Raw genomic sequence first — 26111 nt, 5'->3', positions numbered from 1 at the left:
ATTCACCATTATTAATATGTGTCTCAATGAGAACGTTTTTTGGGCAAATATAAAAAATAAGGCGCGCATTATACAGTAGAATCCTTCCATAAGGGAAGGTAAGTGTCTAGATGTCTAAAATTCCATCCGAACACTCAAATATCATGTACAAAGCGCACTTTTACGGTTAATCAAGCAACAAAAAAGCCAGAACGGGTCTGGCTTTTGATTCATCTTAACAATGTGTTAAACGGGTTCGTCGTATATCTACGACCATTTAGTGGCTCAGATATAATTAGTGGTCTAGGTACAGTTAATGGTCTAGGTATAGATAGTTTTGCCAGCTCTTCATGCGAATAAGGACCTTACGCATGATAGACACGTGAGTGAAGCTGTCAGAATAAACGGCAACTTCAACTGCGGTACCCATAGGTAAATGGTAATCAGACAGGTCATCTGTGATGCTTAGTGTAACAAATACACGACCGCTAGTACGCAGGGCATCAGTACCAAGTAACGCACCTCGAGCTTGGAATTGACTCTCGCCGATAGCCGGAATCACTTCATTAATACGTCCCTTAAACACCTTTCCTGGTAAAGCTCTGAACAAAAACTCAGCTTCGTAACCCGGTTGTAGGCGTTGTAAGGAATTCTGTCTAAACGCAGCGGTATAGAACTGTTTCTCTGTGTGAACAAACGTCATCACAGGAGCCAAAGGAAGTGGTACTGCCATTACACCTGGGCGCAATGCTAGTTGTGTAACGTATCCATCAGTGGGAGCTCGAACCACGGTTTGTTCTAAATCAAACTGAGCTTTACGTAATTCCGCTAATAAACTTAAAACCGCTGTATTCTCGCCACCTATTTCAGAGTTCAAGGCTATCTTTGTTTGTTCTAGATTTGCATCTGCAACTTTCACGGCCGCTTCCGATGCTTTATAAGCTTGTCTGCGAGTGTCTAATTGTTGCTCGGTAAAAGCGCCACTGTCGTAACCGCGCTTGTAACGAGAAAACTCACGTTGGGCTTTATCTCTTTCCGCGATGGCTTTAATTTTTGCAGCTTCGGCTTCAGCCACTTCAGATTCCATTCCAAGAGCACCTTGGCTTGCTTCTTTTACCTTGGCTTCTAACCTTGCAACCTCAGCTTCGAACGGAACAGGGTCGATTTTGAAAAGAATATCCCCTTGCTTTAGAGGTTTGTTTGCTTCTACAGGCACTTCAATAACTTTACCTCTAACGCCTGAAACGACAGGTGTGGTTGAGTAAACTTGGTTACCGATTTGCGTAAATGGATGGTTGTAGTTCATTAGTAGGATTAGGGTACCTACTATGATCACACCTCCAAGTACGGCAGTAGGCACTGTCCATTTATTTAGCGGGATATTGAACACCTTGAAAATGGTGATACAAAGCGCCGCATAGGTCATTATCAGCAGTAAATCCATTACTTAACCTCCTGATCTTGAGCGTTGTTTGCTTTTTTCTCTGGGCTTTTTTGCGTAGTACCCGCTTGTTTGAGCTGAGCGATTTCTTCCTGAAGAGTGCTAACTTGATCAATTAAAATATCGACGCGATGATGAATGTCGTGTTGCTCTTCCTCAAGCTTGGCAAAACCCCAACCGCGATCTTTACGCCAGAGCGTGGCCCAAATCCAAAGAAATGGCCAAATAGTATGTAAGGTGAATAGGCTAACCCAGCCTGAAACATGAATAGCATCTTGATGAGGGTGATTGCGTTCTTTCGCTATTTCGTAAGGAATATCGTGAATAACGATGATGCCGTAAAAGATAACCAATGCTACGAAAATAAGTAGACCGAGTGCAAAATAGTCTAAAAACATAACAGTTCCTTGTAATGTTAGATATTAGTTATAAATATACTACGCTATCATCCAAGTAATTGTTATAAAAATGATTTACCCAGTTATAAATAATGTGTTTTCGCTTCTAATGCGAACAAAACCACTGTTGTATCTTATAAAATCCTAACCATATTTGAAGAGGTTTTAGGGATTTACATAGGAAACTTAGTTGATGCGATCTAGGACTCGATTCTATATGACGAACACAACCACAAAGGATAAACACAGATGTATATAGGTGAATTGGCGGCTATTGGTGCTGCGATTGTGTGGGCGTGTGCGACATGGATTTATGGGCAGTTTGGACACCGCTTCTCTGCGATGCAATTGAACATTGTTAAAGGTGTCGTGGCGTCTGGCATGATGTTACTCGTGATGCCTTTAATCCCAATGCCCGAATTTGAATTGAGTACCAACCATTTTCTGATATTGGCGATTTCAGGTGTTATTGGAATTGCGATTGGAGATAGCGCCTATTTTGCGGCATTAAAAAGAATCGGAGCGAATAAGACTTTGCTGCTGGAATCATTAGCACCACCGCTTTCAGGTGTGCTGGCAATAATGTTTCTAGGTGCTGCATTAACATTGCAAAGTTGGCTCGGGGTCGTGATAACGACATTAGCGGTGACCTTTGTGGTTTTTCAGCCGTCGAAATCTGCGAACGGTAATAACCTCTCCAATGACAACGCACAATGGGGGGGGATTGGTTATGGGCTTGTGGCGAGTGTTTGTCAGGCATCTGGTGTGGTTATTTCTCACTACGCATTAGTGGCGGGTGATATCCCACCATTATTAGGTGCACTGATTCGCCTGACGATTGGTGTGTTTGCCGTAATGCTGATTATCCCTTTCGTTGAAAAGAAGCCGTATTCATCGATAAAAAGAGATTTATGGGAAATGACCAAGCTCGATAAACTTTGGTTATTAGGGGCAATCTTTGTCGGAACCTTTTTGGCATTGTGGCTTCAGCAAGTTGCATTGAAGAATGCGAACCCTGCGATTGCACAAACATTGATAGCGACCAGTCCGGTCTTTATTTTGGTGATTTATGCGATTAAAGGGGAGAAGGTGTCAAAGCAAAGCGTCATAGGGACGCTTGCTGCCCTTGTTGGAATATCTCTGTTCTTTTATCAATAAGATGCAGGCTTACCTACAGACCTACAGACCTACAGACCTACAGACCTACAGACCTACGTGGCACTATTCTGTACACACTTGATTACGGCCATTGGCTTTAGCTCGGTATAAGGCTTTATCTGCGCGATAGAAGGTACGTTGCGTATTCTCTCCCTCACGATGTAAAGTGATACCGATACTCACGGTTAAACCGCGCTCTCCGAGTATTTCATGCCATCCGAATTGGAAGATGCGCTCTCGATAATTTTCAGAGTGCATTTGTGCCTTAGCGAGATCACTGTTCTCCAGGATGACCAAGAACTCTTCTCCACCAAATCTGACACATGACGCGCCTCTAAACTTAAAGTATGAACGCAACTCTTGAGAAACGCTTACAATTGCTTTATCACCCACTAGGTGGCTTAGTTCATCATTGATAGACTTAAAGTGGTCGATATCAACAACCATCAAGGCGAAAGGTGTTTCGTGAAGTAACAAGTCTTTTAGCTTCACATCTAACCATCGACGGTTGTGTAGCCCTGTCAGTGGGTCGGTGAAAACATCTTGTTGTAGTTGAGCTACTGTATTCTTGTGTTGTTCAGTCGTCTCTTTGAGTTCTCTATTTTCTTGTTCAGATAGAATAAGTTTGAGTTGTAACTCAAAACGCGATAGGCGGCGTAGTTGGCTTGCACCGAGTTCACTGATTGGGATCTGCTTCATCAGATCCGTTTCAATTCGGTAACCTTTTTTCTCATAGCTCAGTGCTTCTTGAAAACGCCCCTGATTCATACATACATCACTCAAAGAGTCATAGAAACGCTTCGCAAGCACCGGCGATGAGTAGGCTTTTAAACGTTTGTCTGTGCTCGACAAGATCATGCTTGCATAGTCTTGCTTTCCGGTTGCGCTTAGGCAATGTGCTAACTCGAGGCGAGTCATGGTCGCAAGCCAACTTGCTTGAGCGCTGTTGGCTGGATATTGGACCTTTGACAGGCAACGTAGCGCTTCACGGTGTTTTTTCTTAGCACGAAGTACTTTCGCTTGGTAAAGCAATATCTGAGCGGTGAGTAACTTGTCACTCACTAGAATACTTAACTCTTCGCACTCATTCAGTAAATCGCTGGCCGCGGTAATGCGGTTGAGTAGTAGTAGGCTTGCTACCATATGCAGCTTGAATTTGAGGCGAAGTGAGCGACTGCTTATCGCGTGGTCTATGCTGCTGATTTTTTGGTAGTAGCGAAGGGCTCTGTTGTGATCACCGTAGGCATCGCAAAGGTTCCCCATACCTAAAATTGCTAATACATACTCATCGATATGGCCATGTTCAACCGCGATTGTCGATGAACTGACGAATTCATTCAGTGCCGACGTGTAGTCACCAATTTCAACTAAGCGGTCGCTTAGGCTGGTCTTTACTGTGAGAATGTCTTCGATATCTGCTGGAAGGTGGAGTAGGTCGAGTGCAAGCCTGAGTTCTTCGATACTGGTTTGATTTTGTTGTAACTCGGCACGGTACTCAGAGCTGATGATATAGCAGTGCGCTTGCTCTGTTTGCGTAGTCGAAACGTGTTGGCGAATGTGGTTCCAGAATATGATCGCTTCTTCACCCGATACCGATGAAGGGTCTAAACCAGCATCTGTGATCTTGCGTAATAGGGTTTCCATTATTCTGTTACCTCAGCATCGTCTTCTTCTAATTGTTCAAGAGTGAACGGGAACGTCAAAATATCATTGAGGCTGACGCTAGGTCTTGAACCTTTTAATCCTTTTCTATGCCATGGATATATTTCTAGCATGGTGCTGAGAGTTTGGAAGGTTTGTTGTGCGGCCTCGCCTTTCTCAGAAAGCATCATAGCAACACGTTCTGAACTCAGCCTAGCGATGAAGTCGTTTTGATTACATAAGGTATGAGCAATCTCGGTACAGACATCTAAGTAATCGGTATCGACATGATGGAACATAATGATGCTGTGGTTCGAACGCTTAAGCTCTGTCTTAAAGAGGACCAGTTTCTCCCACCAAAAGGTTTCAGAGACGACATAAGATAGGTGCTTTTCAGGATCGTACTCATGCTGGCCACGAATGCGGTTAATCAGCTTTCGTGCTCTCTGTTCAAGCTGGCGTTTTGAACTGCGCGCTTTATCTAAACCGACACGATTAGTTTGCTCTTTAAGCATACCGATAGAATATTGACGGTACTTTTTAAAAGCGACCAACGCAGCTTTGAAATCTTGGTTTTCTTCTGCAACCAAGGATTGTTGGTAACAAATTTGGCTAAGCAACTCACCATTATCGAATTCATTTGCAGAGTGTTCAGCGAGTTTCAGCAATTCTGCCGCTTGTTCTGGTCTTTTTCTCAAGAGCTCCAGTCGAGCTCGACTGATGTAAGAGTGTGCTTTCATCCAGACGAGGTTATGTTCTACAGCTAGTTTGTGCGCTTTGGCTGTAGCGCGCTCTGCATCATCTAAACGTTCAAGGCCAAGCAGGGCAAGGCCTCGAAAGTCCCATACTTCTGCATGCCAAGTGTTATCTTTATGTTCTTTTAACGCTTCTTCTGCACCGTCGAGTACTGATAGCATTTCAACATAGTTGTTGAGCAGGTAGTAATCCCAAGCGAGCAGTATTCTTGCTTTGCCTTCTAGCCAACCAATGCGGCTGTTGTTAGCCACTTTAACAGCAAGCTGGTGGGTAGAACGTGCAAGCTTATATTCATGAGTCATTCGCCAAATGTTGCCAAGCCCAATGAGACATTCAATTTGAATCTCGATTTCATCAACCAGTGCAGACTGCTCTAAAGCATTGATCCAGTATTGTTGGGCGGAGTAATACTTGGCTTGTCCCCAGTACTGGAGCGCGTGTAAATGGAGGATTTCAGGGAGGAAAAGGTCGGTATCTAATCGGCTCTGGCGCTTGTAGGCTTCCTTGATGTATTTCAAGCCTTTCTGGTAATCCATCAGGTTCCAACAGCATTTTGCCATTAACATCAACGACTGGATCGCCCCCTCTTCAAACAGAACTTGCTCTGATCTGACTAGGCACTGTTGAGCAATCTCTAAGATCACCGATGGCTCAGAGTCGACACGAGTTTTGAGCTGTTCTAGTTCTGTTTCAAGAAGGTACTGATTTTTGTCCAAGAGTTAGATCCATAATTATCGAACATATTGATAACACAATCATTATAAGAGTGTGATTTGAGATAAGCACCAATTATCTTTCTCAGGACCTTAAAGGAACATGTATCTTTTCCAATTATGGGTGTTACCTCATGTTGTTGCTTTAAAATCAATGAGTTCCCAAATAATTGTCTAGAGGTCCGTTTCTATGAGAGTAGTTGCTTTAGGGTCAATGGCAGCTCTGCTACACCTAAGCGCTGCGCTGCCGTGAGCCCTTGCTTATCTTGGTAGCACAGATTGTGCCAAGCTCTAAATATGTCGAGTAATGGAAGAATGCCCCCAGGACGAAGCTTGCGTCTGGGTTCATTAATGAAGCTATCAAATAGCAGCTGGAAGCGTTGTTGATAGAACTTGGTTTGCTGAATTGAGGCGGTGTTAAACCACTGTTTTGGTTCTGGATTGTTACCCGTTAGGTAGCAAATGCCTTTCTGGTTATCACCTTGATTTGCGATAGCCCAACGATCGCGCCACCAACTCATGTGAACGATATCGATCTTTTCGAAACCGTGATCGTCTTGCCAGCCAGAATCTTCCTCTACATACATAAGGTCAATATTTTGACGCTGAATGCGCGGCAAACAGACACTTAAAGCGGCAGATCTTAGTAATGGATCTTGTGGCATATAGATGGTGACATGTTTGTCTTCATTACACATATCAAGCACATGTAGGAAGTGAGCATAAGAGGTATAAGGCGGTCGAATTAGCGCGCCTTTTGAAGGGTAGTTAAATGTGGTGAGGTTACCCATAGGGTCCTCAACATTACCTCTCGCTAGAATTACTTGGTACTGCTGTTCAATACGCTCTTTCAACTTGTCAGATGGCTGAGGTTGTTCTAGGTTCGCTTCTGACGAGTGCTCTTTGGATACAAAACGTGCAATATCATCGTAAGGATTATGATCAGCATTCCCTGAAGGCACTTCGTTTTGAGAATAGTTGACGTGTTGGCAAAGGATGTAGCCAGAATGCGCTTCACCAGTCGCTATCCAAACCACACCATTGTTGCTTTGCGGTTGTAGACGTTGATAGTGAGAAGCGAATTGATAATCTTTTGCATGGTTAACCCATCGTGCATCGATCATCGCTAATTTACGACGGCAACGGCTCGCGATATGGTCAACATGATCATAGAAAGTCTTTGGGTTGATTTCTAATTTTCTGCAGATTTCACGTACGGAATAACCCATGAACAATAAGCCCATGAGGTTTTCTTGAAACTGAAGTTTTTTATTGGATCCAGACCACTTGTCAACGAAGGTTGATTGGCAGTCTTTGCATCTGTAACGCTGCCTATCACCACTGTAGCCGAAGGCATGATAAAGATGTTTGTGGGTATGAACCGATAAACCGAAGTTATCGCAATCATTATTACGACAAGCAGGGAGCCCGTCGCTGTGAAGTTGTCTTAGGCGATGAAGTTCGCTTAACACTTCACGATTGTTAAGTAAGGGGGGGAAAGCTCCACATTCACGACAAACCATCGCTGGACGCTTGGGGTTTGCGTGTTGCAAAACATACCGTTTTGCATCGCTCAAGCCAAAGTTGTCACACGCCAATGTTTTACAAAAGTTGAGTTGCAAACCATCCGCATCTTTTGGCAGCTTGTCGTTAGACACGATCTCCCCCTCGGGATTATTTGAGCAGCCAAGTAAGCTTGGCTGCGGGGTAACGCTTTTCAATGTATCTTATCAAATCGTTAGATGTTGATTGCAGTCTCTAGAGCAACTTTCATCATGTCGTTGAAAGATTTTTGACGATCTTCAGAGCTTAATTTCTCACCACGGATGATGTGATCAGACACTGTTAGGATAGTTAGTGCTTTAGCACCAAGATCCGCAGCAACGCCGTAGATACCAGCCGCTTCCATGTCAACACCAAGGATGCCTAGCTTTTCCATTTTCTCGAAAAGGTCAGCTTCTGGAGTGTAGAAAAGGTCTGCAGAGAATACGTTACCAACTTTTACTGGAACTTCTTGTGCACGTGCTTGGTTTACAGCTTCTTCTAGAAGACCGAAATCAGCGATAGCAGCGAAGTCGTGGTTGTTGAAACGAATGCGGTTTACTTTTGAGTCTGTAGAAGCACCCATACCGATTACAACGTCCATTAGTTTAACGTCGTCACGTACCGCACCACAGCTACCTACACGAATAACGTTTTTTACGCCGTATTCAGCGATAAGCTCGTGTACGTAGATGCAGCATGATGGGATACCCATACCGTGGCCCATTACAGAAACTTTCTTACCTTTGTAAGTGCCTGTGTAACCAAACATGTTGCGAACGTCACACACTTGCTTCACGTCATCAAGGAATGTTTCTGCAATGTATTTTGCGCGAAGCGGGTCGCCCGGCATAAGTACTGTTTCTGCGAAATCACCAGCTTGAGCATTAATATGAGGTGTAGCCATGGTCGTTCTCCAAAGTTTAAACGGTAATGATAGGAACAGGATTTAATCAATTACCGATTCTGTTGAATTGAATTCGTTTTGTTGAGGCAATATTAGCGAGTTAAAACGAGGCTCCATGAGACTTTAGTCACAAAATGGCTTTGCCATTATAGTTTTATTAATATTGATAACCAAATATGTTGAAAGCGTAAAGGCAATCGATTTTGTATTGGGTAAATTGCGGCATATTCAAAGAGAAAGCTCGAAATTTAAATCTGTTGCATATTATCTTCGAAGCAACAATACGTTGTAGAGATGTTTGATCAGCGATAATCTAAACTTTGATAAAGAGACAAACCAAGGAATTGTATGTCGTATTGCGCTAACTCGATGTCTTTGCACTCGATGACAACACCGTTACAGACGAAAACACAATTACAGACTAAGACAAAGTTACATAAGCTAGCGTTGATTGCTGTTAAGTCCACACTGATTACTGTTAGAACTACGTTGCTTACTGTGAGATCTGCTTTACTTGCTCAGGTAGTAATTTTGCTTGCTGGCGGTATGGTTTCGTCGTGGGTGTTTGCTGCAACCTTTGAGTTGCCACCAACTGAAAGTCGTATTGTGGGCAGAATACAACAGCATGAAGTGGTCGCGGGTGAAACCTTGGCCATCATTGCAAAGCAATACGATATTGGCTTTCTCTCTTTAATGGCGGCAAACAAAGGAGTTGATCCTTTTCTTCCTGCTGAAGGTTATGTGTTAAGCATTCCTAGTCGTTTGATTCTGCCGGATACTCCGAGAAAAGGCATTGTGATTAACCTTGCAGAGTTGAGGTTGTACTACTTTGAGCCTGAGAAAAACCAGGTGCATGTATTCCCTGTCGGTATTGGTCGAGTAGGGCGTGATACTCCCGAGATGATCACTAAGATAAGCCAAAAACGTCCAAACCCGACTTGGACTCCTCCAAACTCAATCCGCAAAGAGTACTTAGAAAAAGGGATTGAGTTGCCAAGAGTTGTTCCAGCTGGGCCAGAAAACCCTTTGGGCGAGTATGCATTACGACTTGCTTATGGTGCAGGTGATTACCTGATCCACGGTACCAATAAAGATTTTGGGATAGGCTTGCGAGTCAGTTCCGGATGTATTCGGATGGAACCGAAAGATATTGAATGGCTTTTTGAACAGGTTAACCGCGGTGAGCAAGTCACAATCATTGATGAACCGATCAAAGTCTCTTTAGAACCCGATAGAAGTGTGTTTGTTGAAGCGCATGAACCATTGACGCGAAGTGATGGTTCTAAGAAGGCGTTGCAGATTCCGGTTGAACTACAATGGTGGCTTGAAGATGCTGATTTGCCAAATTCGAAGGCTAAAGCGGTTATTTTTGCTCAAAATGGTGTGCCGGTTGAGATAGCACCACCGCACCACCTGTGATTAGGTTTTAGTTGGAAAGGTTCTTTGAAAAGCATCACTGCTGTTTACTTTCTCTCACTTTTTTTATCCTTTCTTTTTTCTTTATCCCAAATAAAAAACACCACCTCTATTTGGAGGTGGTGCTATCAATTTACTGCATTTTGCGACTGATATAATCTACAGCTTAATTGCGTATGTCTTTATTACTTAGTGTAAGACTCAGCAATGTTATCGATACGATCGTTAGCTCGATCCGCTTCTTCTTTTGCTGCCATAGCGGCTGCAGATGCTTCTTGAGCCTTCATTTCAGCGGCTGCTTTGTCACTCTTAAGCGCTTCAACTTCGCTGCTTAGTTCTGCAACTTGGTTAGTCAATTGATCCATTTCTGACATTGCAGCTTCTTCTGGCTCAGAAGAACAACCAGCTAAAATGAAAACTGAGGCTGCAGCTGCGATTAACGTCTTATTCATAAGAACTCCTTGCTTATTTATCATCAAAAGATGCGCTATACATTCTTTATCATATAGTCGCTTCATTAATGATTGTAGCGACTAATTTTTTAACTGCAAAAACAATAACTAAAGAAATTGCTAAATTTTTGAGGTAATTAGCTAAGCATCACGTTCTGTCTCATTTGTGAGATGGCGGGATTAGAATCAATTTTTGCCTTATTTGGAAGACCTATCCCTTTAGTGCCAGTGCATACAATATCCTAGGCAACTTGAGATATAAGGATAAATTTACTGTGATCTCTATCCTTATAAAGTACTTTCGCGGTATCATGTCACGTTAAATTAATTTTATTCAATACCATCATGACTGGAGAGTCCTTTGCACTTTAAAGATTTAGGCTTAGATAACCGCTTACTGAAGAACTTAAAACATTACGACTTCAAGAAAGCGACAGAGATCCAATCAAAAGCGATCCCTGTTGCTATTGCCGGTAAGGATCTATTGGCTTCATCAAAAACGGGATCAGGAAAAACGTTGGCGTTTGTGTTGCCAATGATACACAAAGCATTAAAAACCAAAGCGTTTTCTGCTAAAGATCCTCGTGGTGTAATTTTGGCTCCTACTCGTGAGCTAGCAAAGCAAGTTTACGGCGAACTGCGAAGCATGCTTGGTGGTCTGTCTTACGAAGCCACACTTATCTTAGGTGGTGAAAACTTTAACGACCAAGTTAAAGCTCTGCGTAAGTACCCTCGCTTTATTGTTGCGACTCCAGGCCGTCTTGCGGATCACCTTGAGCACCGCTCATTGTTTTTAGATGGTGTTGAAACGCTAATCCTTGATGAAGCTGACCGTATGCTGGATTTAGGTTTTGCACCTGAATTACGTCGCATTGCGAATGCAGCTAAACACCGTCGTCGTCAAACGTTGATGTTCTCTGCGACGCTTGATCACGCGGAAGTGAATGGCATTGCAAATGAAATGCTAGACGCACCTAAGCGTATTTCTGTTGGTGTTTCTAACGAACAGCACCTTGATATCACTCAGAAGTTCTACCTGTGTGACCATCTAGATCACAAAGAAGCGATTTTAGATCGTGTGATTGAAGAAGCCGAATACCGTCAGGTGATGATCTTCACTGCAACTCGTGCCGATACTGATCGTTTAACGGATAAGTTAAACGAGAAGAAGCTTAAAGCAGTTGCATTGAGCGGCAACCTAAACCAAACGCAACGTAATGCCATCATGAGCCAGTTCGAGCGTGCGGTTTACAAGATCTTGGTAACAACCGATGTTGCTTCGCGTGGTATCGATATTCCAAACGTAAGCCACGTTATTAACTTTGATATGCCTAAGCATACAGAAGAGTACGTGCACCGTGTTGGCCGTACTGGTCGTGCGGGTAACAAAGGTGATGCAATCTCTTTGGTTGGTCCAAAAGACTGGGACAGCTTTAAGCGTGTTGAGCTTTACCTTCAACAAGATCTTACTTTCTCTGTGCTTGAAGGCTTGAAAGGTAAATTCAAAGGTATTAAGCCTCGTAAACCTGCTTTTGCTAAAGGCGGACCTGCGAAGAAGAAGACCAGCACTCAAGTTAAGAAAACACCGAAGAAACCAGTTAAGCGCGATAAGAGCTTCCACCAAAATGTGGCGGTGGGTGATACCGTGTTTATCCCTAAGAAGAAAGTCGCACCAAAAGTGGATGATGAGTAATCATCTCGCGTGACCTAAAGTCGATGTTTATAAAAACAGATCTTTATAAAAGTTGACGTAAATAAAAACCGCCGGTGATGGCGGTTTTTTTGTATCTGTATTTTGTCCAAATTTTTTGTTTCTCATATTTGCAGACGGTATCTGATGATACTGAAAAGAGCTCGTTAGCTAGAAATTAAACGTCGAGAACGAGTACGCCAAGATATGGTCTGCGATGTATTTGTGAGTGGCAGTCGTTGGGTGTGTAACGCCCCAGAATACATAACTGTCTGAACCATAGGTCGCGCAATCATTAGTTAAGCTGTGGCTTCGTAAATAGTCAGCTGCTGAGCTTCTATTGATATCAAGACAAGCATCACTCGCGTTTCGAAAACCATGTTGTTCTGGATTGTCGGTAATGCTGGCGAATAGTGCGCTCGCGTCGAACAGCACCACGTTTTTCCCCATACCTTGGTAATACTCAGCTTGGGATTTGATGAACTGGTTGAATTCTAAGATTTTGCCACGAACTTTAATGATTTCTTGCTCAGTCGAGTATTTGAACTGAGGTGCCTTTGTAGCATCAGGTAATGTGAACAACAAAATGTTGTTGGCGCCAGATTCTGTTAAATGAATTAAAGCACTGCTGAAATCTGCTTTTACATCGGTGACTTCTCGGTTGTAGTTCATGAAATCATTTAGGCCGAATTCTAGAGTAAATAGTGAATTCTCAGGGCGATAGTTTTTAGCCATTTTCATGTAAGTTAAATACGACGCTACTTGGTCTTGAACGCCTGTCAATGCTACATATTGATTCGTACCTGCTGCGCCGCCTACGGCCCAGTTATAAAGAGGAAGATCTTTGGCTTTTGCTAAGTATTCAGTCCAAACCAAACCGTTTGAAAAGTGCCCTAAAAACCATGAATTCGCATTTGGAAAAACCCATTGAGAGCCATTAAATAGGTTCCCAGTATCAGAGAGACTGTCACCAAAAGTGACAATGCGATTAATCGAATTGGCTTGAGTAGCGTTATCGTTGGTCCAGATGGAGTGATTGTAAGAAAAACGATTGTCTGCGGCAAAATAGGTAATATCTGCTGCGTCATGTTGGATGCCGAGAGTCTGTTCACAACGCTTTTTGATTTCAGATTGTGGGGCATCACTGTAAAACATGTTTTTGAAAGAAACGGAAGACCACCAATATCCGTTGATGGTGTAATCGTCACCGTTTTCTTTTTTTGCCCACTTCCAATCCGTGGCTGCAGAGTCGTGTGATGCATCGGTTCGATACCAACATCGGACATAAGAATAGGTCTCTGACCCCTGCGTGCTGAAGACTTGTGCAGATGTAATGGATTCTGGTGTGGGTATTGAGTCTTCTGCAGCATATGCCCCAAACGGTATGGTTAACGCGAGTATTAAAGCCGTATTTTTCATCACTGTATTCTCTTTTATATTTAGTGAGCCAAACAAAACGTTGTTGCTTGTTGAGTGTTGCTATTGTTTGTTGCCTATTGTTTGTTGATAAGTGGATAAGTAAATATCTGGTACGACCTATATCTAATATTAATAATTTTCGTCAACACATTCAGGTTGTTAGTGTTTGATAACTGGCATAAGTATCAAACTTCCAACGACTTTTTGATTGAAAAACAAGCAACTCAAAGCGAGAGATTTATCATTAAATATTCGATTTCAGTGAGTTATGACTCGCCATTTCACCGTCGTAGATCTAAACGAGATGAACCATCCTATAAATTTCGAGGTTATATTTGGTTAAGACAATTGAAGTTGTAGCTTGATGTTTTTCATTAAATGGCATTTAATCAATAGCTTATGGTGTCGGCGTTTGGTCTGGTTCTATTTATCTAATGTTCATCACAACTGTTTAATTCAAGTTCAATATCACAAATATCGAGTTGATATTTTCTGTTTTATAAAATCATCAACTACGGTTCTCTTTACTCATCAGAGGTCTAATCTGTTTAAGGAAAGAGCATTGAAAAAGATATTAATTTGGACGATAGCCTGTCTATCCAGTTTTGGTGTCTATGCCGGAACGAGCGCATCTGCATTAGAAGTCAGCGGATATACGGAAACGAAATACCCCATTATGTTGGTACATGGTCTGTTTGGTTTCGATACATTAGCGGGTGTCGATTATTTCTATGGCGTACCTGAATCCCTAACCAAAGATGGTGCGAGCGTCTATGTAGCGCAAGTATCAGCGACCAATAGCTCTGAAGTCCGTGGCGAGCAATTGTTGGCTCAAGTTGAAACACTGTTAGCCGCGACAGGGGCAAGTAAGGTCAATCTGGTCGGTCACAGCCACGGCGGACCAACAGCGCGCTATGTGGCATCAGTACGTCCTGATTTGGTTGCTTCGGTGACGAGCATTGGTGGTGTTCATAAAGGCTCGAAAGTCGCTGATCTCGTGCGTGGAACTGTATCGGAAGGTTCAACCGCGGAAGGTATTGCGGTTAAGCTGGCTGGTGGGTTGACTACGCTCATCAACCTATTATCTGGCGGGACGGATCTTGATCAAGATGGCCTTGCTTCTCTTGAAGCGTTGACCACCGAAGGCTCGCTTGCATTCAATCAGTTTTACCCTGAAGGCGTACCGACGTCAGAATGTGGTGATGGTGAATGGCAAGCCAATAACGGTGTTTATTACTATTCATGGACAGGGTCTTCCACTTTTACCAACCTTCTTGATCCTACCGACGGAGCGATGACAATCCTTGGTTTAGCCTTTAATGAACCTAATGACGGGTTAGTGGGCGCATGTAGCGCGCATTTGGGCAAAGTGATTGGTGATGATTACAAAATGAACCACCTAGACGAGATTAATGGGTTGTTGGGTATCCATCATCTCTTTGAGACTGATCCCGTGACGCTATATCGCCAACACGCTAATCGATTGAAGTTGGCTGGCCTTTAAGTTGCACTGCCCATTCATAAAGAGAACAAGGAAAGTATGATGAAAAAGACCGCCATTTTGTCGATAACCACGATAGCCCTGATGAGCACAGCGGCGGTCTTTTTATATCTAAAGAAGGAAGATACAAGTTCATATAATAACAACGAACAAAGCGCTTCTTCATTGAAAGTTAGCTCTCAGCAAGACACCGCAATCGATAGTGCGTCAACTAAAGACATGATGGAATATTTCGTCTCAGGCAATACAGAATTAACCCTCGAAGAGATTCGTGACAATGTGGCAAAACATCACGAGCAATCACAAGCCGCGGTGGTCGATGAAGCATTGTTCGCAAAGTATCTTGAGTACAAGTCGGCACTGACAGCATTGGATGTTCAATTCGACACCACCTCAATATCTGCAGAGGACTTACGCGCACTGAATCAAGCTCTGCTTGACCTTCAAACTCAATTTTTCAGTGAGAGCGAGATAAGTATTCTGTTTACCCATGACAATAAAATGAGGGAAATCGCTTTAGAAAAGTTACTTCTGAAACAAGAAGGGCTAGACGAGTCGGAATATCAGCAAAGGCTTGAATCTTATCTATCGGAACAACCCGATTATGTTCAAGCTAGTCATCAAAATCAGGTATTGCTCCCACGGCTATTCAGTTCAGAAGGTCTAGACGAACAAGGTAAATACCTGAAGAGAAACGAACTGGTTGGCGAAGAAGCGACGCAGAGGCTCGAAGCACTTGATCAACAAAGGGCGGACTTTGATGGAGCTTTAGAGGTCTACTTTGTCGAACGAAATGACATTTTGAATGACTCAGCACTCTCTGAAATTGAACAAAAAGAGACGATTGCCCAGCTTCGAGAAGCTCATTTTCAGCCCCAGCAGCTTAGAAGGGTAGAAGCCATTGAGAGAATCAGAGCTGCTGAGTCTAGTCAATAATGTCTAGCGATTAAAAAGCCAACTACTGATGACTCAATAGTTGGCTTAATAATGAAGGTCTGTTACTGCAATCTATGCATGCTAAGTAAGTCCTAACATATTAGCGGCAAGGTTTATATCTGAGAGCCTGTACCATAAGCCCTTACACCTTAAAATAGTCCAACTGCTGCTTTTGCTGCTCGGCTAGGTTCGATAGCTCGTGACTTGCTGCAGCGGCTTGGGTAATGCCAGTTACGTTTTGGCTTACTAGGCTGTAGATGTTTGAGATATTGCGGTTGATGTCTGCGGTCACTTGGCTTTGCTCTTCTGCGGCAGAGGCAACCTGAGTGTTGATTTCCGTCATGTCGGTTACTGAGTTAGCAATGCCAGAAAGGGCTGTGCTTACCTCGCCCGAGAGCGTTTGGTTGTGCTCTAACATCGACAATGAACTGCTCATACTCTCATTGGCATTACCCGATTGAACTTGCAAGCCTTCGATAATCGCTTGGATTTCTTTGGTTGAATCTTGGGTGCGTGCCGCCAGCATTCTTACTTCATCAGCAACAACCGCGAAACCACGACCACTTTCTCCAGCGCGAGCCGCTTCAATCGCTGCGTTAAGCGCAAGAAGGTTGGTTTGTTCAGAGATGCTTTGAATCACCTCAATCACGTTACCAATCTGTTCTGAGTGTTCTTTTAGCGTGCCTACAACGTTTGCCGCTTCGCTCAGCTGAATCGCCATTTGCTCATTGGCTTGGTTGCTTTCATTGAACAAGCTCATACTGTGCGTTGCCATTTGATCGGCTTGTTTAGACGCTGAGTCGGCCTGTACTGCATTTTCGTTAACGTGTGCTGCTGTGCTCTCTAGTTGGTTCACGGCAGAAGCAACCTGTTCCACTTCTTGCTTCTCTTGGTCTGAGTTGGCACTTGATTGTGTCATTACCGCTGCTAGTTCTGTCGATGCAGACGCTACTTCGATACTGATTCGAGACAGTGAGCTTACTGTCTCGCGCAATTGCTCAACCGACTTGTTTACGTCTTGGGCAAGACGCGATATCTCGTTATCACCATATTCTTCAGCTTTAACCAACAGATTACCTTTCGCCACTTCACGCATGGTTTCTTGAATATTGCTAAGCGGCTTCACAATGATGCCAGCAAGCGTCCAGCTGATGACTAATGCGATAGAAAGAATCACTAACAAGGCAATGGTTGCTGTATTAAGTGTGCTGGTGTGTTGTTGGCCATTGATGTCGACTTCTTGAGTGGCAAGCAGGTTTAGCTTTTTAGAAAGCGTGTTGATTGCCTGCACCATGTCATTACCTGCATGACGGTATTGGTCGATTGCAATCTGGTAGCGGTTATCAAAATCTGAAGCGAGTGATGCATTGCCGTGTTTCGCTCTTAATAGAGGGAGCATGGTAGTTCGAGAAAAGTCGACATAGTGATTCATCGCCTTGTTCATCGCCGCCACTTCATCTTGCATGCCTGGCACTGTGTCTAGTGAATTCAGTAGGCGAGTATTTTGGTCACGTTTTTGGTTTAGCGTTTCAACCAGTGTTTTTACATCGTCCGCATTAAATAGGCTGTAAATCGCTTTAATACGCATACCGTAGCTGTTGTCGACGATTTCACTGAGTTCTTCTTTATGTAGAATGAGTTGATCTGTTGCTGTTGATACATCTTTGAAGGCATTTTCCAGTTTGTCACCACCGATAATGACACCTGTCAAAAGTAGTACGACGGAAAAGAGCACTGGGATAAGAATTTGTATTTTTATAGATAAGCCACTGAGAAGTTGTCGCATGTATTGTCCTTCTTTAAATAAGTAAATGAGCAGAAGCAATTGTTATTATTGTTATTAGCTAGTGATTCTAACTATTGAGAATGACAATTCAATCAGTAATGGATGCTATTTTTATATATGCGATAGGTAATTCATAAATTCTGATTATTTATTGTACAAACAAGGCGTTAGCCCTTTTTAAGATAGGGTTATTGGCACGGAACTCTGTGTTGTATTCGGCATGAAAGGTGTGGTGAGATATTGAGCGGTTTAGTTTAAATAAGTTGAATTGAATGTTCAGTGTCTATGAATCAGGCCGATTTATTACTTTAAGGCTATCTGGTAGGGGAAAAGCGAGAAAATAAATTGCAGTTGTCATATAGGCTTCAATTAAGTGAAACACAACTGTCATATTTGGATTCTAAAGTGGGCACCGTTCAAGCAAAACACAACATTACGGCAATAACGCCATTAAAGGAAATTTGTGATGAAAAAGACAGTTATCGGTGCAATCGCTCTTCTAGGTGCACTAACAGTGACTCCAGCTTCAGCTAAAGAAACTATTTCAGCAGTTGGTTCAAGCAGCGTGACTCCACTGATGGAAGTTTTCTCTGAAACATACATGAAAACGAATTCAAACGTATTTATTGAAGTACAAGGCCCTGGTTCTTCTGCTGGTGTAAAAGCAGCTAAGAATGGCAGTGCAGATTTAGGTATGTCTTCTCGTAACCTTAAAGACAGCGAGAAAGAAGCAACACTCGTTGAAGAAGTTGTTGCTCGTGACGGTATTGCAGTTGTCGTTAACCCGAAGAACGGCCTTGAAGGCTTAACAGCTGAGCAAGTAACGGCTATCTACAAAGGCGAAGTAACAAACTGGAAAGATGTTGGCGGCGCAGACAAGCCAATCGTAGCAATCACTCGTGATACAGCGTCAGGTACTCGTGGTGCATTTGAAGACATCATGTCTTTAAAAATGAAAATTTCTGGTACAAAAGTATCAGCAATCTCTCAGCGTGCTCAAGTTGCAAATGGTAACGGTGCACTAAAAACAATGGTTGCATCTAACCCTTACGCAATTGGCTACATCTCTCTTGGTACAGTAGACAGCTCAGTTAACGCACTTGCTATCGACGGTACTGAAGCATCTGTAGACAACGTTAAGAACGGCTCTTACAAAGTAGCTCGTCCTTTCCTAGTCCTTTACAAAGAAGGTAAGCCTTCTTCTGAAACTCAAAAGTTCTTAGATTGGATGCTAACTGACGAAGCTCAATCTCTAGTTGAGAGCAGCGGCTACATCGCAATTAACTAATCTAAACCCTAATAAACAATATTGCTCAGCCTACCTTTTCAGGCTGAGCCTTTTCTATCCCACTTCGAGTTAATCCAACGCTCACGTAGCGTGTTAAGGATTATCGATATGTGAGACTTGTTATGACCATCGCAACGAATAGTGAACAGCTTATGAATAGCGAAGCGACTCAACTGAAACGCAGCTTACGTCAAAAGAAGCGTGTAGATTGGAAAGAGCGTATTTTTCACGGCTTATTTCTAACAAGCGCAATTATTGGTATTGTATCCCTTGCTGTTATTGCTTACTTCATCGTTAGAGAAAGTATCCCTGCATTCCGCGAAGCGGGCCTATCGGGTATCGTTTTAGGGCAAAATTGGCTACCACCAGCACTTTACGGTGTTGCTACCATGATTGTGGCATCTGTCGTATCGACATTAGGTGCGGTAGTGGTTGGTGTGCCAATTGGTGTATTAACGGCAATCTTTATTGCTGAAATCGCGCCAAAGCGTCTAGCGGATATCATTCGTCCTGCCGTTGAATTGCTAGCGGGTATTCCTTCGGTAGTTTACGGGTTCTTCGGCCTAGTTATTATCGTTCCCCTGATTCAAAACGTATTTCAAGTGCCTGCGGGTAACACGATCTTGGCTGGTATCATTGTACTGGGTGTGATGATCCTTCCGACGGTAATCACGGTTTCTGAAACCTCAATCCGCGCTGTACCAAGAACGTATAAAGAAGGCTCTTTAGCGTTGGGTGCTTCAAAGGTTTTTACCATCTTCAAGCTTCTCGTTCCTGCTGCTCGTTCTGGCATTATGACGGGTGTGATTCTTGGTATTGGTCGTGCGCTAGGTGAAACAATGGCAATCATCATGGTGATGGGTAATGCACCAGCAATGCCTGAAGGTATCTTAGATTCAGCTCGTACACTAACCGCAAACATTGCAATTGAAATGTCTTACGCAAGTGGCATTCACGCAAGTGCACTATACGCGACGGGTGTTGTTCTTCTTGTTTTCATCATGTCTCTTAATGCGATTCTCCTTTATTTAAACCGTGAGAAGGCGAGGTAAACATTATGTCTTTAGAAAATAACGTAACACCTCAAGCTAATCCTACGAATTCTCAAGGTAAGACGATGAATAAAGTCGCGTTAAAGAAAGCTCGTGCGCGTAAAGACGCCGTGTTAAGCGGATTCATCTGGGCTGCTGCGGCCCTAACCGTGGGCTTCTTGTTCTGGATTATGTGGTACATCCTTTCTAACGGCTTACAGCACGTTGATTGGAAATTCATTACTGACGATTACACTCGCACTGGCGATGAACACGGTATTTTTCCGATGATCATCTCTACGATCTATATGGTTTTTGCTTCGATAGCGGTTGCCGCACCATTGGGTATCATGACGGCAATCTATCTGACTGAATACGCAAAAGTGGGTAGTAAACTTGTTAAAATTATTCGCTTTTGTACCGAGTCATTAGCGGGTATCCCGTCGATCATCTTCGGTTTGTTTGGTATGACATTCTTCGTCGCTATTTTAGGTCTAGGTTTCTCTATCCTATCTGGTGCGTTGACATTGAGTATCCTGATTCTTCCTGTGATTATTCGTACTACTGAAGAAGCCTTGATGGCGGTATCTCAAACTTATCGCGAAGGCTCGTATGGTTTAGGTGCATCTAAAATCTACACGATCTGGCGTTTGATTCTTCCAAGTGCAATGCCGGGCATCATCACTTCAATTATTCTAAGTATTGGTCGTGTTATTGGTGAATCAGCACCCGTATTTTTGACCGCTGGTATGGTTGCTCGTATCCCAGATTCATTGATGGATTCAGGCCGAACACTAACTGTTCACTTATATAAGCTAACCACAGAACTGTTTACCATTGAAGAATGGAATCAAGCATACGGCACAGCAACAGTACTGATTGTTCTTGTACTGCTGATCAACACATTTACCAAGTTGATCGCAAGACGTTTTAATACTGCAACTTACTAAGCAGGGTTTTCTTGAGCTAAATGAGCTCTTAAAACAAACACAGTACAGACTTTGACGAATTACGAGATTACGAACATGAACAAATTTAATATCAAAGATTTAGACCTTTTTTACGGCGACAACCAAGCACTTAAATCAATTAATTTACCAGTGCCAGAGCGTCAAGTGACTGCTTTGATCGGTCCGTCGGGTTGTGGTAAATCAACATTATTGCGTTGCTTGAACCGCATGAACGATCTTATCGAAGGTGTGAAAATCACAGGTCTTCTTGAGATGGACGGTACTAACATTTACGGCAATATCGATGTTGCTGACCTACGTATCAAAGTGGGCATGGTTTTCCAAAAGCCAAACCCGTTCCCAATGAGCATCTACGAAAATGTAGCCTATGGCTTACGTGCTCAAGGTATTAAAGATAAAAAGCATATTGATGAAGTGGTTGAAAGCTCGCTTCGTGGAGCTGCATTGTGGGATGAAGTGAAAGATCGTCTTAAAGCACACGCATTTGGTCTATCTGGTGGTCAACAACAACGTCTGTGTATTGCTCGCACGATCGCGATGCAGCCTGACGTGATTTTGATGGATGAACCAACTTCAGCATTGGATCCAATTGCGACTCATAAAATTGAAGAGTTGATGGAAGATCTGAAGAAAGACTTCACTATCGTTATCGTAACGCACTCAATGCAGCAAGCGCGTCGTATTTCAGACCGTACTGCTTTCTTCCTAATGGGAGAGCTTGTAGAGCACAACGAAACGAGTGTTATTTTCAGCGAACCCAAAGATGATCGTACTAAAGGTTACGTAAACGGTGACTTTGGTTAATTCGATTAACTAAGTGCTGTTTTAGTTTTTTCTAGACAGTACGCTAACTGAAACGCAGGTTAGATAATCGAATCGATCGACAGAATTATCACTATAACTATAAGCGATGGAAGTTTTGCCCCACTTTATGTGGGGCTTTTTTATGTCTTTTTAACAGTTCTAATGTCGATGAAATTTTGGGCAGGAAATCCCATTTTTGTCGTCCTTCTCATGCTTGTGATAATGTAAAAAGTGAAATTGCGACCCGCTTAACATCTCATTTTTAGTTACATTGATTGCATATCAATGCTTCGGTATTTTTGCGTTATTCTCAATAGCCAATGGACGGAAGCTGTGCCTGTTAAAGCCTTTGCAAAACAAATATCTGCTACGCGCGACCATCGTTTGTTGGCAGAATTTCTTTTTGGTTACCTGGTTGAGGTACTTGCCCCAAAAGGGATTGGAGTATTTGCAGAGCCAACACCGGCAGGCGATTCTTTTCCCTTGTTTTCTTACGGCGAGCTAAGCTCTCTCGACAAGTATCCCTCAACATTTTGGCCTTGGGTTTCCCAGTTTGATACCGCGGATGGTGTGCTCCCAATGTCTATCAATACTTGTAAGTGGGAACACATGGAGGTGTTGGGTGGAGAGTCATTCATCATGATGCTAGATAACGCGCCAGCCTGCAGAACCTATTTGATTGTTCAAAATTGTAATGCTCAGCAGCTAAGCCAAACCTTCGAACAAGATCTTGATGTTCTTCAGCTCGCGGCCGCTCGTTGGCAGTGTATTCGCGCAGAAAAGAACGCTGCATTAGAGATTAAGCATAGAGACACACGTGAAGCGCAGTATCTTGATGAAATTAAGCAGCGAGAGCTATTTGTCGAGAACATGAAACTAGTCCATCAAGTTGCGTTGGAGCTTTCGAACCCTGACTCTTTGGATGCTTTGTATAAGGCTTCTGTTGAGGCAGTGCGCGACCGTCTAGGCTTTGACCGTGCGATCTTCATGTTACTCGATATGAAAAAGCGCTGCTTTAGTGGCACCTACGGCACTGATGAAGCGGGCAAGACCAACAGCGAGCATCATACTCAGTACGATTTACACCAACTTGAAGCTGAATACATTGAGGCGTTGTCTGACAATCACATCAGCCTAGTTATTATTGAGAAAGCGCCGTTATACACTGAAGGCAAGGTTGTAGGGCAAGGGTGGAATGGCATGCTGATCTTACGTGAAGGGGATAAACCCGTCGGTTGGATTGCTATGGACAATTACATTCACCGTTCACCCATCAGCAATTATCAAAAGCAGATGCTTGAATCCTTTGGTTCTCTGCTTTCTCAGATCTACATTCGTAAGCGCCAAGAGCAGAATATACGGATGTTGCACTCAAGCATGGTGGAGTTGTCTCGCTGCGATAGCGTCAGTGAAGTGTGTAAATCGGCAGTGAGCTTTGCGATTCAGCATTTAGGCATCGACCGACTGGCCGTTTTTCTCACCGATAAAAATTGCAGTTACATGCAAGGCACGTGGGGCACGGACATAAAAGGTGACATCGTCGATGAATCCTACTATCGCTCTGAGCTGGTGGAGCGTGACATTGTTGCTGCTGCACGTGCTTGTCCCAATCAAGTCGCTTTTGAAGAATCGGTGCCTATCTATCATGATTTCAATATTGTGGGAGTTGGTTGGACGGCAATGACAATGCTCACCACCAATACGGGTGAGCCGATCGCGTTTATTGCCGCGGATAACTTGTTAACCCGTAGCCCTTTAACCTCACAACTGCGTGAAGTGATACGTATCTTTGCTTCTAGTTTAGCTGAGGTGCTACAGAGAACCATGGCGCAAGAGGAGCTTAAAAAGCTTAATGAAACGCTAGAGCAAGAGGTCAGTAAGCGCACCCAAGAGCTTGAACGAGCCAATGAGCAGTTGGATATTATCTCTAAGCTTGACCCGCTGACGCGTCTTGGTAATCGCCGTATGTTGACTCAGGTGTTAGAGGACTTGAATTGTCACGATCAAGGGGCATTTTCGACTCAACATGAGATCACTTTTGGATTGATTCTCATCGACCTTGATCACTTTGGTTTATACAACAGCGTTTATGGTCATACGGAAGGTGACGCCGCTTTGCGCACTATAGGCAAGATACTTAATGCTCATGTTCATAGCGATAAGGAAACCTTTTGCCGTATTGGTGGTGAAGAGTTTATGTTGTTGATGATCGGCACTCATCACTCTGAAACTAAACAGCGTGCGGAGTCGATCAGAAAATGCATTGAAGAGGCGAAGATCCTTCATTGTGAAAGCAGCACCAGCCAGTATCTAACAGCATCCGTCGGCTACGCGTCGATAACTTCAGATCAGCATCAATTCGACTTTGATCTTCTGTATGGCAAGGCCGACAAAGCCTTGTATCAAGCCAAGGATTCTGGACGAAATCGAATTGTCTCTGCTCTAAAGCGAAGAAAGGTCGCGACGCCACTGACTTAGTTTTGCGTTTATTTTTCTCTATCTCAAAAACGACGGAAGCCGCGATGATCACAATGTGGTCATCACGGCTTCGTTCTTTTTTGCTTACTTAAACTTTTAGCTTACTTAGAACGCCGGTTAATTAAAGCCTTTCTAATGTGCTCTTGTGTGTTTTGTTCGAGATGCGTTTTGGTTTCTTAACCGCTTTGATTGCTAGAGATGGATCCCATGTCTGACTTGGTGACCCAGCTTCTGCATAGAGGCTTTGGTTGAGCTTGGTTAGCTCGACTTCAATTGCTTCTATCGTCTCACCACTCAAGTCTGAGTTTTCTGTTTTCCATTGCTCAAACAAGGTTCTCGTCATCACACCATCTTTCGCTTTCAGCGCGGCGATAAGTGCTTCTGCCGTATCGGATTGACGTTCATCTTGGCGCTTTGGTTTTACTGCGGTACCGCGGCGTGACCAAAAGTAGAAAGCAAACGCCGAGCTGATTAACCATAATGTTGCAAATAGCGCCGTTAGATAAGGCCACATTCCTGGTTTTTCAACGGTAACGATCTTCGGGCTAGCTTGCTGAGTTGGTGTCTCTATAACAGGCGCTGGCGAGCTTGAGCTAGCGCGTTCACTTGCCTGAACTGATAACTCAAGACCAAGAGCTTTACTGGTTTCTTGTGATTGTGAGTCAGTGTTAAACCAAGCTTGAGAAACATCTGGTAGAGAGATGCTTCCAGATTCCTTAGGGATTAGAACCTGCTTATAAACAACGATAGCATTACCGGATTGGGTAGTACCAAATTGCGGTTTCTCTTCATAAACTCGCACCGATTTAGGGTAGGTGATATTTAGTTTCGGCAGTTGATGTTGGGTCAAGTTGCTGGCTGTCATGGTGATGGTTCGAGTTAACGAATCACCGGCTTCCATTTCAATCTTTTGCTTGTCGTCACCTAAAGCATTGCCATCTGTTAGCTCGTTGCCTTGGCTATCTGACCATTGTTGTATCAACTTGAAGTTCGATGTTGGTAACCACTCACCTTGATAGCCTTTTGGTACAGGATTCACTGTTATATCTAAGGTTTCAACAGGCGTGTCGAGCTGGAAAAGGCGTGTTGTGCTTGAGTTGTTGGTTGAGTAAACAGCAGCACCGGTTAACTTTGGCCCTTGAAGTTGAAATTGTCCTGCTTGCTGTGACGATATATGGAAAGATTGCTGAACAACCGTGACTTCTTGTCCGTTGATAACATCTTGAAATTGCTTAGACTCTCCAATTGGTTCCACGTCTAATTGCGCTGAACTTGGTGGCGCAATTTTAGGATCTTGAAGTCTTCTCGGATCAGCCTTAATGATGAGTTTTACATCAAGCTCAGCGACCTCTTGAGGGTATAGCGAGTCTTTACTGAGATTAAGTTGAAACTCGGCCATATCACTCTGCTTTGGAGCGGCTTTATTAACCGAAACGTTGATGGTGATCGGTTGGGTTTTTGCGCCGTCAATATCAAAGCTAGGTATCTCAAAGCGGCCTAATCGAAGTGGGGCAAGGGTAATATTCCATTCGCTAGACACCGAACGGCTGCCATTGACGATTCGCATCGACGACCCAAATCTTGGGGTGCTGACGTAGAAGTCTTTCTGAAGGGGGGATAGATCTAAAGCACCGGACGATACTTTTTCATCGGTCGCCACTCTAAGTAAGAAGACTTCATCTTTGGTAACACTGTTTTGCGAAACACTCGCAACAGCGGTTGCTGCGAATACAGAATGTGACGAGAAAACACCGATTAGCAGTGTCAGTAGTATTGATAAAAATGGCTTGTTTAAAAATTGCAT

The 26111-nt window shown here is 43.4% G+C and carries 20 protein-coding genes; 10 read left to right on the top strand and 10 right to left on the bottom strand.

From position 1 onward, the window contains the following. Positions 1-292: 292 nt before the first annotated feature. A complete protein-coding gene (locus BCU75_RS21010) occupies positions 293-1423 on the bottom strand; it encodes an HlyD family secretion protein (RefSeq protein WP_102474976.1) in 1131 nt (376 codons plus the stop codon). Then, positions 1423-1818 carry a DUF3302 domain-containing protein gene (locus BCU75_RS21005; protein ID WP_076653453.1) on the bottom strand — a complete coding sequence of 132 codons (396 nt, stop codon included), beginning with the start codon at positions 1816-1818 and terminating at the stop codon, positions 1423-1425. Before BCU75_RS21005 ends, BCU75_RS21010 begins: the two co-directional genes overlap by 1 nt. A 249-nt stretch (positions 1819-2067) precedes the next feature. Here BCU75_RS21005 and BCU75_RS21000 point away from each other — a divergent pair, with 249 nt between their 5' ends. After that, positions 2068-2976 (top strand): DMT family transporter, encoded by a 909-nt coding sequence (locus tag BCU75_RS21000; protein ID WP_102474975.1) that lies wholly within the window; start codon positions 2068-2070, stop codon positions 2974-2976. Between the two features lie 63 nt (positions 2977-3039). Here the strand turns inward: BCU75_RS21000 and BCU75_RS20995 are convergent, their stop codons facing one another. The 4 genes from BCU75_RS20995 to deoD form a co-directional block, all read right to left on the bottom strand. After that, the gene (locus BCU75_RS20995) at positions 3040-4620 is read right to left on the bottom strand and encodes a GGDEF domain-containing protein (RefSeq protein ID WP_076677404.1); all 1581 of its coding nucleotides are present in this window, start codon (positions 4618-4620) and stop codon (positions 3040-3042) included. Then, positions 4620-6089, bottom strand: coding sequence for a hypothetical protein (locus BCU75_RS20990; RefSeq protein ID WP_102474974.1), 1470 nt, complete (start codon positions 6087-6089; stop codon positions 4620-4622). The genes BCU75_RS20995 and BCU75_RS20990 overlap by 1 nt, the downstream gene beginning before the upstream one ends. A gap of 185 nt (positions 6090-6274) precedes the next feature. Further along, the gene (locus BCU75_RS20985) at positions 6275-7744 is read right to left on the bottom strand and encodes a lactate dehydrogenase (RefSeq protein ID WP_102474973.1); all 1470 of its coding nucleotides are present in this window, start codon (positions 7742-7744) and stop codon (positions 6275-6277) included. 80 nt (positions 7745-7824) lie between these two features. Continuing rightward, complete coding sequence (gene deoD / locus BCU75_RS20980; protein WP_004732072.1) at positions 7825-8535, bottom strand: purine-nucleoside phosphorylase; 711 nt, start codon at positions 8533-8535, stop codon at positions 7825-7827. A 348-nt stretch (positions 8536-8883) separates the two neighbouring features. Between deoD and BCU75_RS20975 the strand changes: the two genes are divergently transcribed. Further along, positions 8884-9954: a L,D-transpeptidase family protein gene (locus tag BCU75_RS20975; RefSeq protein ID WP_102474972.1), complete on the top strand. Its 1071-nt coding sequence runs from the start codon at positions 8884-8886 to the stop codon at positions 9952-9954. Between the two features lie 182 nt (positions 9955-10136). On the opposite strand, the gene BCU75_RS20970 is transcribed toward BCU75_RS20975, so the two are convergent. Beyond that, positions 10137-10403 carry an Lpp/OprI family alanine-zipper lipoprotein gene (locus tag BCU75_RS20970; RefSeq protein ID WP_016767397.1) on the bottom strand — a complete coding sequence of 89 codons (267 nt, stop codon included), beginning with the start codon at positions 10401-10403 and terminating at the stop codon, positions 10137-10139. A gap of 361 nt (positions 10404-10764) precedes the next feature. On the opposite strand from BCU75_RS20970, the gene BCU75_RS20965 reads away from it, so the two are divergent. Continuing rightward, a complete protein-coding gene (locus BCU75_RS20965; protein WP_004732064.1) occupies positions 10765-12096 on the top strand; it encodes a DEAD/DEAH box helicase in 1332 nt (443 codons plus the stop codon). Positions 12097-12264: 168 nt separating this feature from the next. Here the strand turns inward: BCU75_RS20965 and BCU75_RS20960 are convergent, their stop codons facing one another. Further along, positions 12265-13512, bottom strand: coding sequence for an SGNH/GDSL hydrolase family protein (locus BCU75_RS20960; RefSeq protein ID WP_076677410.1), 1248 nt, complete (start codon positions 13510-13512; stop codon positions 12265-12267). A 562-nt stretch (positions 13513-14074) separates the two neighbouring features. On the opposite strand from BCU75_RS20960, the gene BCU75_RS20955 reads away from it, so the two are divergent. Together BCU75_RS20955 and BCU75_RS20950 are read left to right on the top strand one after the other, a co-directional pair. Next, positions 14075-15016, top strand: coding sequence for a lipase family alpha/beta hydrolase (locus BCU75_RS20955; protein WP_076677412.1), 942 nt, complete (start codon positions 14075-14077; stop codon positions 15014-15016). A gap of 39 nt (positions 15017-15055) precedes the next feature. Then, the gene (locus tag BCU75_RS20950) at positions 15056-15949 is read left to right on the top strand and encodes a lipase secretion chaperone (protein ID WP_102474971.1); all 894 of its coding nucleotides are present in this window, start codon (positions 15056-15058) and stop codon (positions 15947-15949) included. A gap of 142 nt (positions 15950-16091) precedes the next feature. Here BCU75_RS20950 and BCU75_RS20945 read toward each other — a convergent pair whose 3' ends face one another. Further along, the gene (locus BCU75_RS20945; protein WP_076677416.1) at positions 16092-17735 is read right to left on the bottom strand and encodes a methyl-accepting chemotaxis protein; all 1644 of its coding nucleotides are present in this window, start codon (positions 17733-17735) and stop codon (positions 16092-16094) included. 466 nt (positions 17736-18201) lie between these two features. Between BCU75_RS20945 and BCU75_RS20940 the strand changes: the two genes are divergently transcribed. The 5 genes from BCU75_RS20940 (at position 18202) to BCU75_RS20920 (ending at position 24307) form a co-directional block, all read left to right on the top strand. Then, positions 18202-19023: a phosphate ABC transporter substrate-binding protein gene (locus tag BCU75_RS20940; protein WP_102467352.1), complete on the top strand. Its 822-nt coding sequence runs from the start codon at positions 18202-18204 to the stop codon at positions 19021-19023. 122 nt (positions 19024-19145) lie between these two features. After that, the gene (gene pstC / locus BCU75_RS20935; protein ID WP_017074662.1) at positions 19146-20075 is read left to right on the top strand and encodes a phosphate ABC transporter permease subunit PstC; all 930 of its coding nucleotides are present in this window, start codon (positions 19146-19148) and stop codon (positions 20073-20075) included. A 65-nt stretch (positions 20076-20140) separates the two neighbouring features. Continuing rightward, positions 20141-21004 carry a phosphate ABC transporter permease PstA gene (pstA, locus tag BCU75_RS20930; protein WP_029225008.1) on the top strand — a complete coding sequence of 288 codons (864 nt, stop codon included), beginning with the start codon at positions 20141-20143 and terminating at the stop codon, positions 21002-21004. 75 nt (positions 21005-21079) lie between these two features. After that, on the top strand, positions 21080-21829 hold the full coding sequence (gene pstB / locus BCU75_RS20925) for a phosphate ABC transporter ATP-binding protein PstB (protein ID WP_076677420.1): 750 nt from the start codon (positions 21080-21082) through the stop codon (positions 21827-21829). A 333-nt stretch (positions 21830-22162) separates the two neighbouring features. After that, positions 22163-24307 carry a sensor domain-containing diguanylate cyclase gene (locus tag BCU75_RS20920; protein ID WP_102474970.1) on the top strand — a complete coding sequence of 715 codons (2145 nt, stop codon included), beginning with the start codon at positions 22163-22165 and terminating at the stop codon, positions 24305-24307. Between the two features lie 121 nt (positions 24308-24428). Here BCU75_RS20920 and BCU75_RS20915 read toward each other — a convergent pair whose 3' ends face one another. Further along, complete coding sequence (locus BCU75_RS20915) at positions 24429-26111, bottom strand: BatD family protein (protein ID WP_102474969.1); 1683 nt, start codon at positions 26109-26111, stop codon at positions 24429-24431.

It is taken from the genome of Vibrio splendidus, from assembly GCF_002873455.1.
GTDB lineage: Bacteria > Pseudomonadota > Gammaproteobacteria > Enterobacterales > Vibrionaceae > Vibrio > Vibrio splendidus_J.
The sequence above is the reverse complement of the archived record's forward strand: the minus strand, read 5'-3'. Positions and strand labels throughout refer to the sequence as shown.

Coding starts and splice junctions, on each gene's coding strand:
- pstC (WP_017074662.1), top strand. CDS start 19,146: ATGACCATCGCAACGAATAGTGAACAGCTTATGAATAGCGAAGCGACT.
- BCU75_RS20995 (WP_076677404.1), bottom strand. CDS start 4,620: ATGGAAACCCTATTACGCAAGATCACAGATGCTGGTTTAGACCCTTCA.
- BCU75_RS21000 (WP_102474975.1), top strand. CDS start 2,068: ATGTATATAGGTGAATTGGCGGCTATTGGTGCTGCGATTGTGTGGGCG.
- BCU75_RS20915 (WP_102474969.1), bottom strand. CDS start 26,111: ATGCAATTTTTAAACAAGCCATTTTTATCAATACTACTGACACTGCTA.
- BCU75_RS20940 (WP_102467352.1), top strand. CDS start 18,202: ATGAAAAAGACAGTTATCGGTGCAATCGCTCTTCTAGGTGCACTAACA.
- pstB (WP_076677420.1), top strand. CDS start 21,080: ATGAACAAATTTAATATCAAAGATTTAGACCTTTTTTACGGCGACAAC.
- BCU75_RS21010 (WP_102474976.1), bottom strand. CDS start 1,423: ATGGATTTACTGCTGATAATGACCTATGCGGCGCTTTGTATCACCATT.
- BCU75_RS21005 (WP_076653453.1), bottom strand. CDS start 1,818: ATGTTTTTAGACTATTTTGCACTCGGTCTACTTATTTTCGTAGCATTG.
- BCU75_RS20950 (WP_102474971.1), top strand. CDS start 15,056: ATGAAAAAGACCGCCATTTTGTCGATAACCACGATAGCCCTGATGAGC.
- BCU75_RS20975 (WP_102474972.1), top strand. CDS start 8,884: ATGTCGTATTGCGCTAACTCGATGTCTTTGCACTCGATGACAACACCG.
- pstA (WP_029225008.1), top strand. CDS start 20,141: ATGAATAAAGTCGCGTTAAAGAAAGCTCGTGCGCGTAAAGACGCCGTG.
- deoD (WP_004732072.1), bottom strand. CDS start 8,535: ATGGCTACACCTCATATTAATGCTCAAGCTGGTGATTTCGCAGAAACA.
- BCU75_RS20970 (WP_016767397.1), bottom strand. CDS start 10,403: ATGAATAAGACGTTAATCGCAGCTGCAGCCTCAGTTTTCATTTTAGCT.
- BCU75_RS20960 (WP_076677410.1), bottom strand. CDS start 13,512: ATGAAAAATACGGCTTTAATACTCGCGTTAACCATACCGTTTGGGGCA.
- BCU75_RS20945 (WP_076677416.1), bottom strand. CDS start 17,735: ATGCGACAACTTCTCAGTGGCTTATCTATAAAAATACAAATTCTTATC.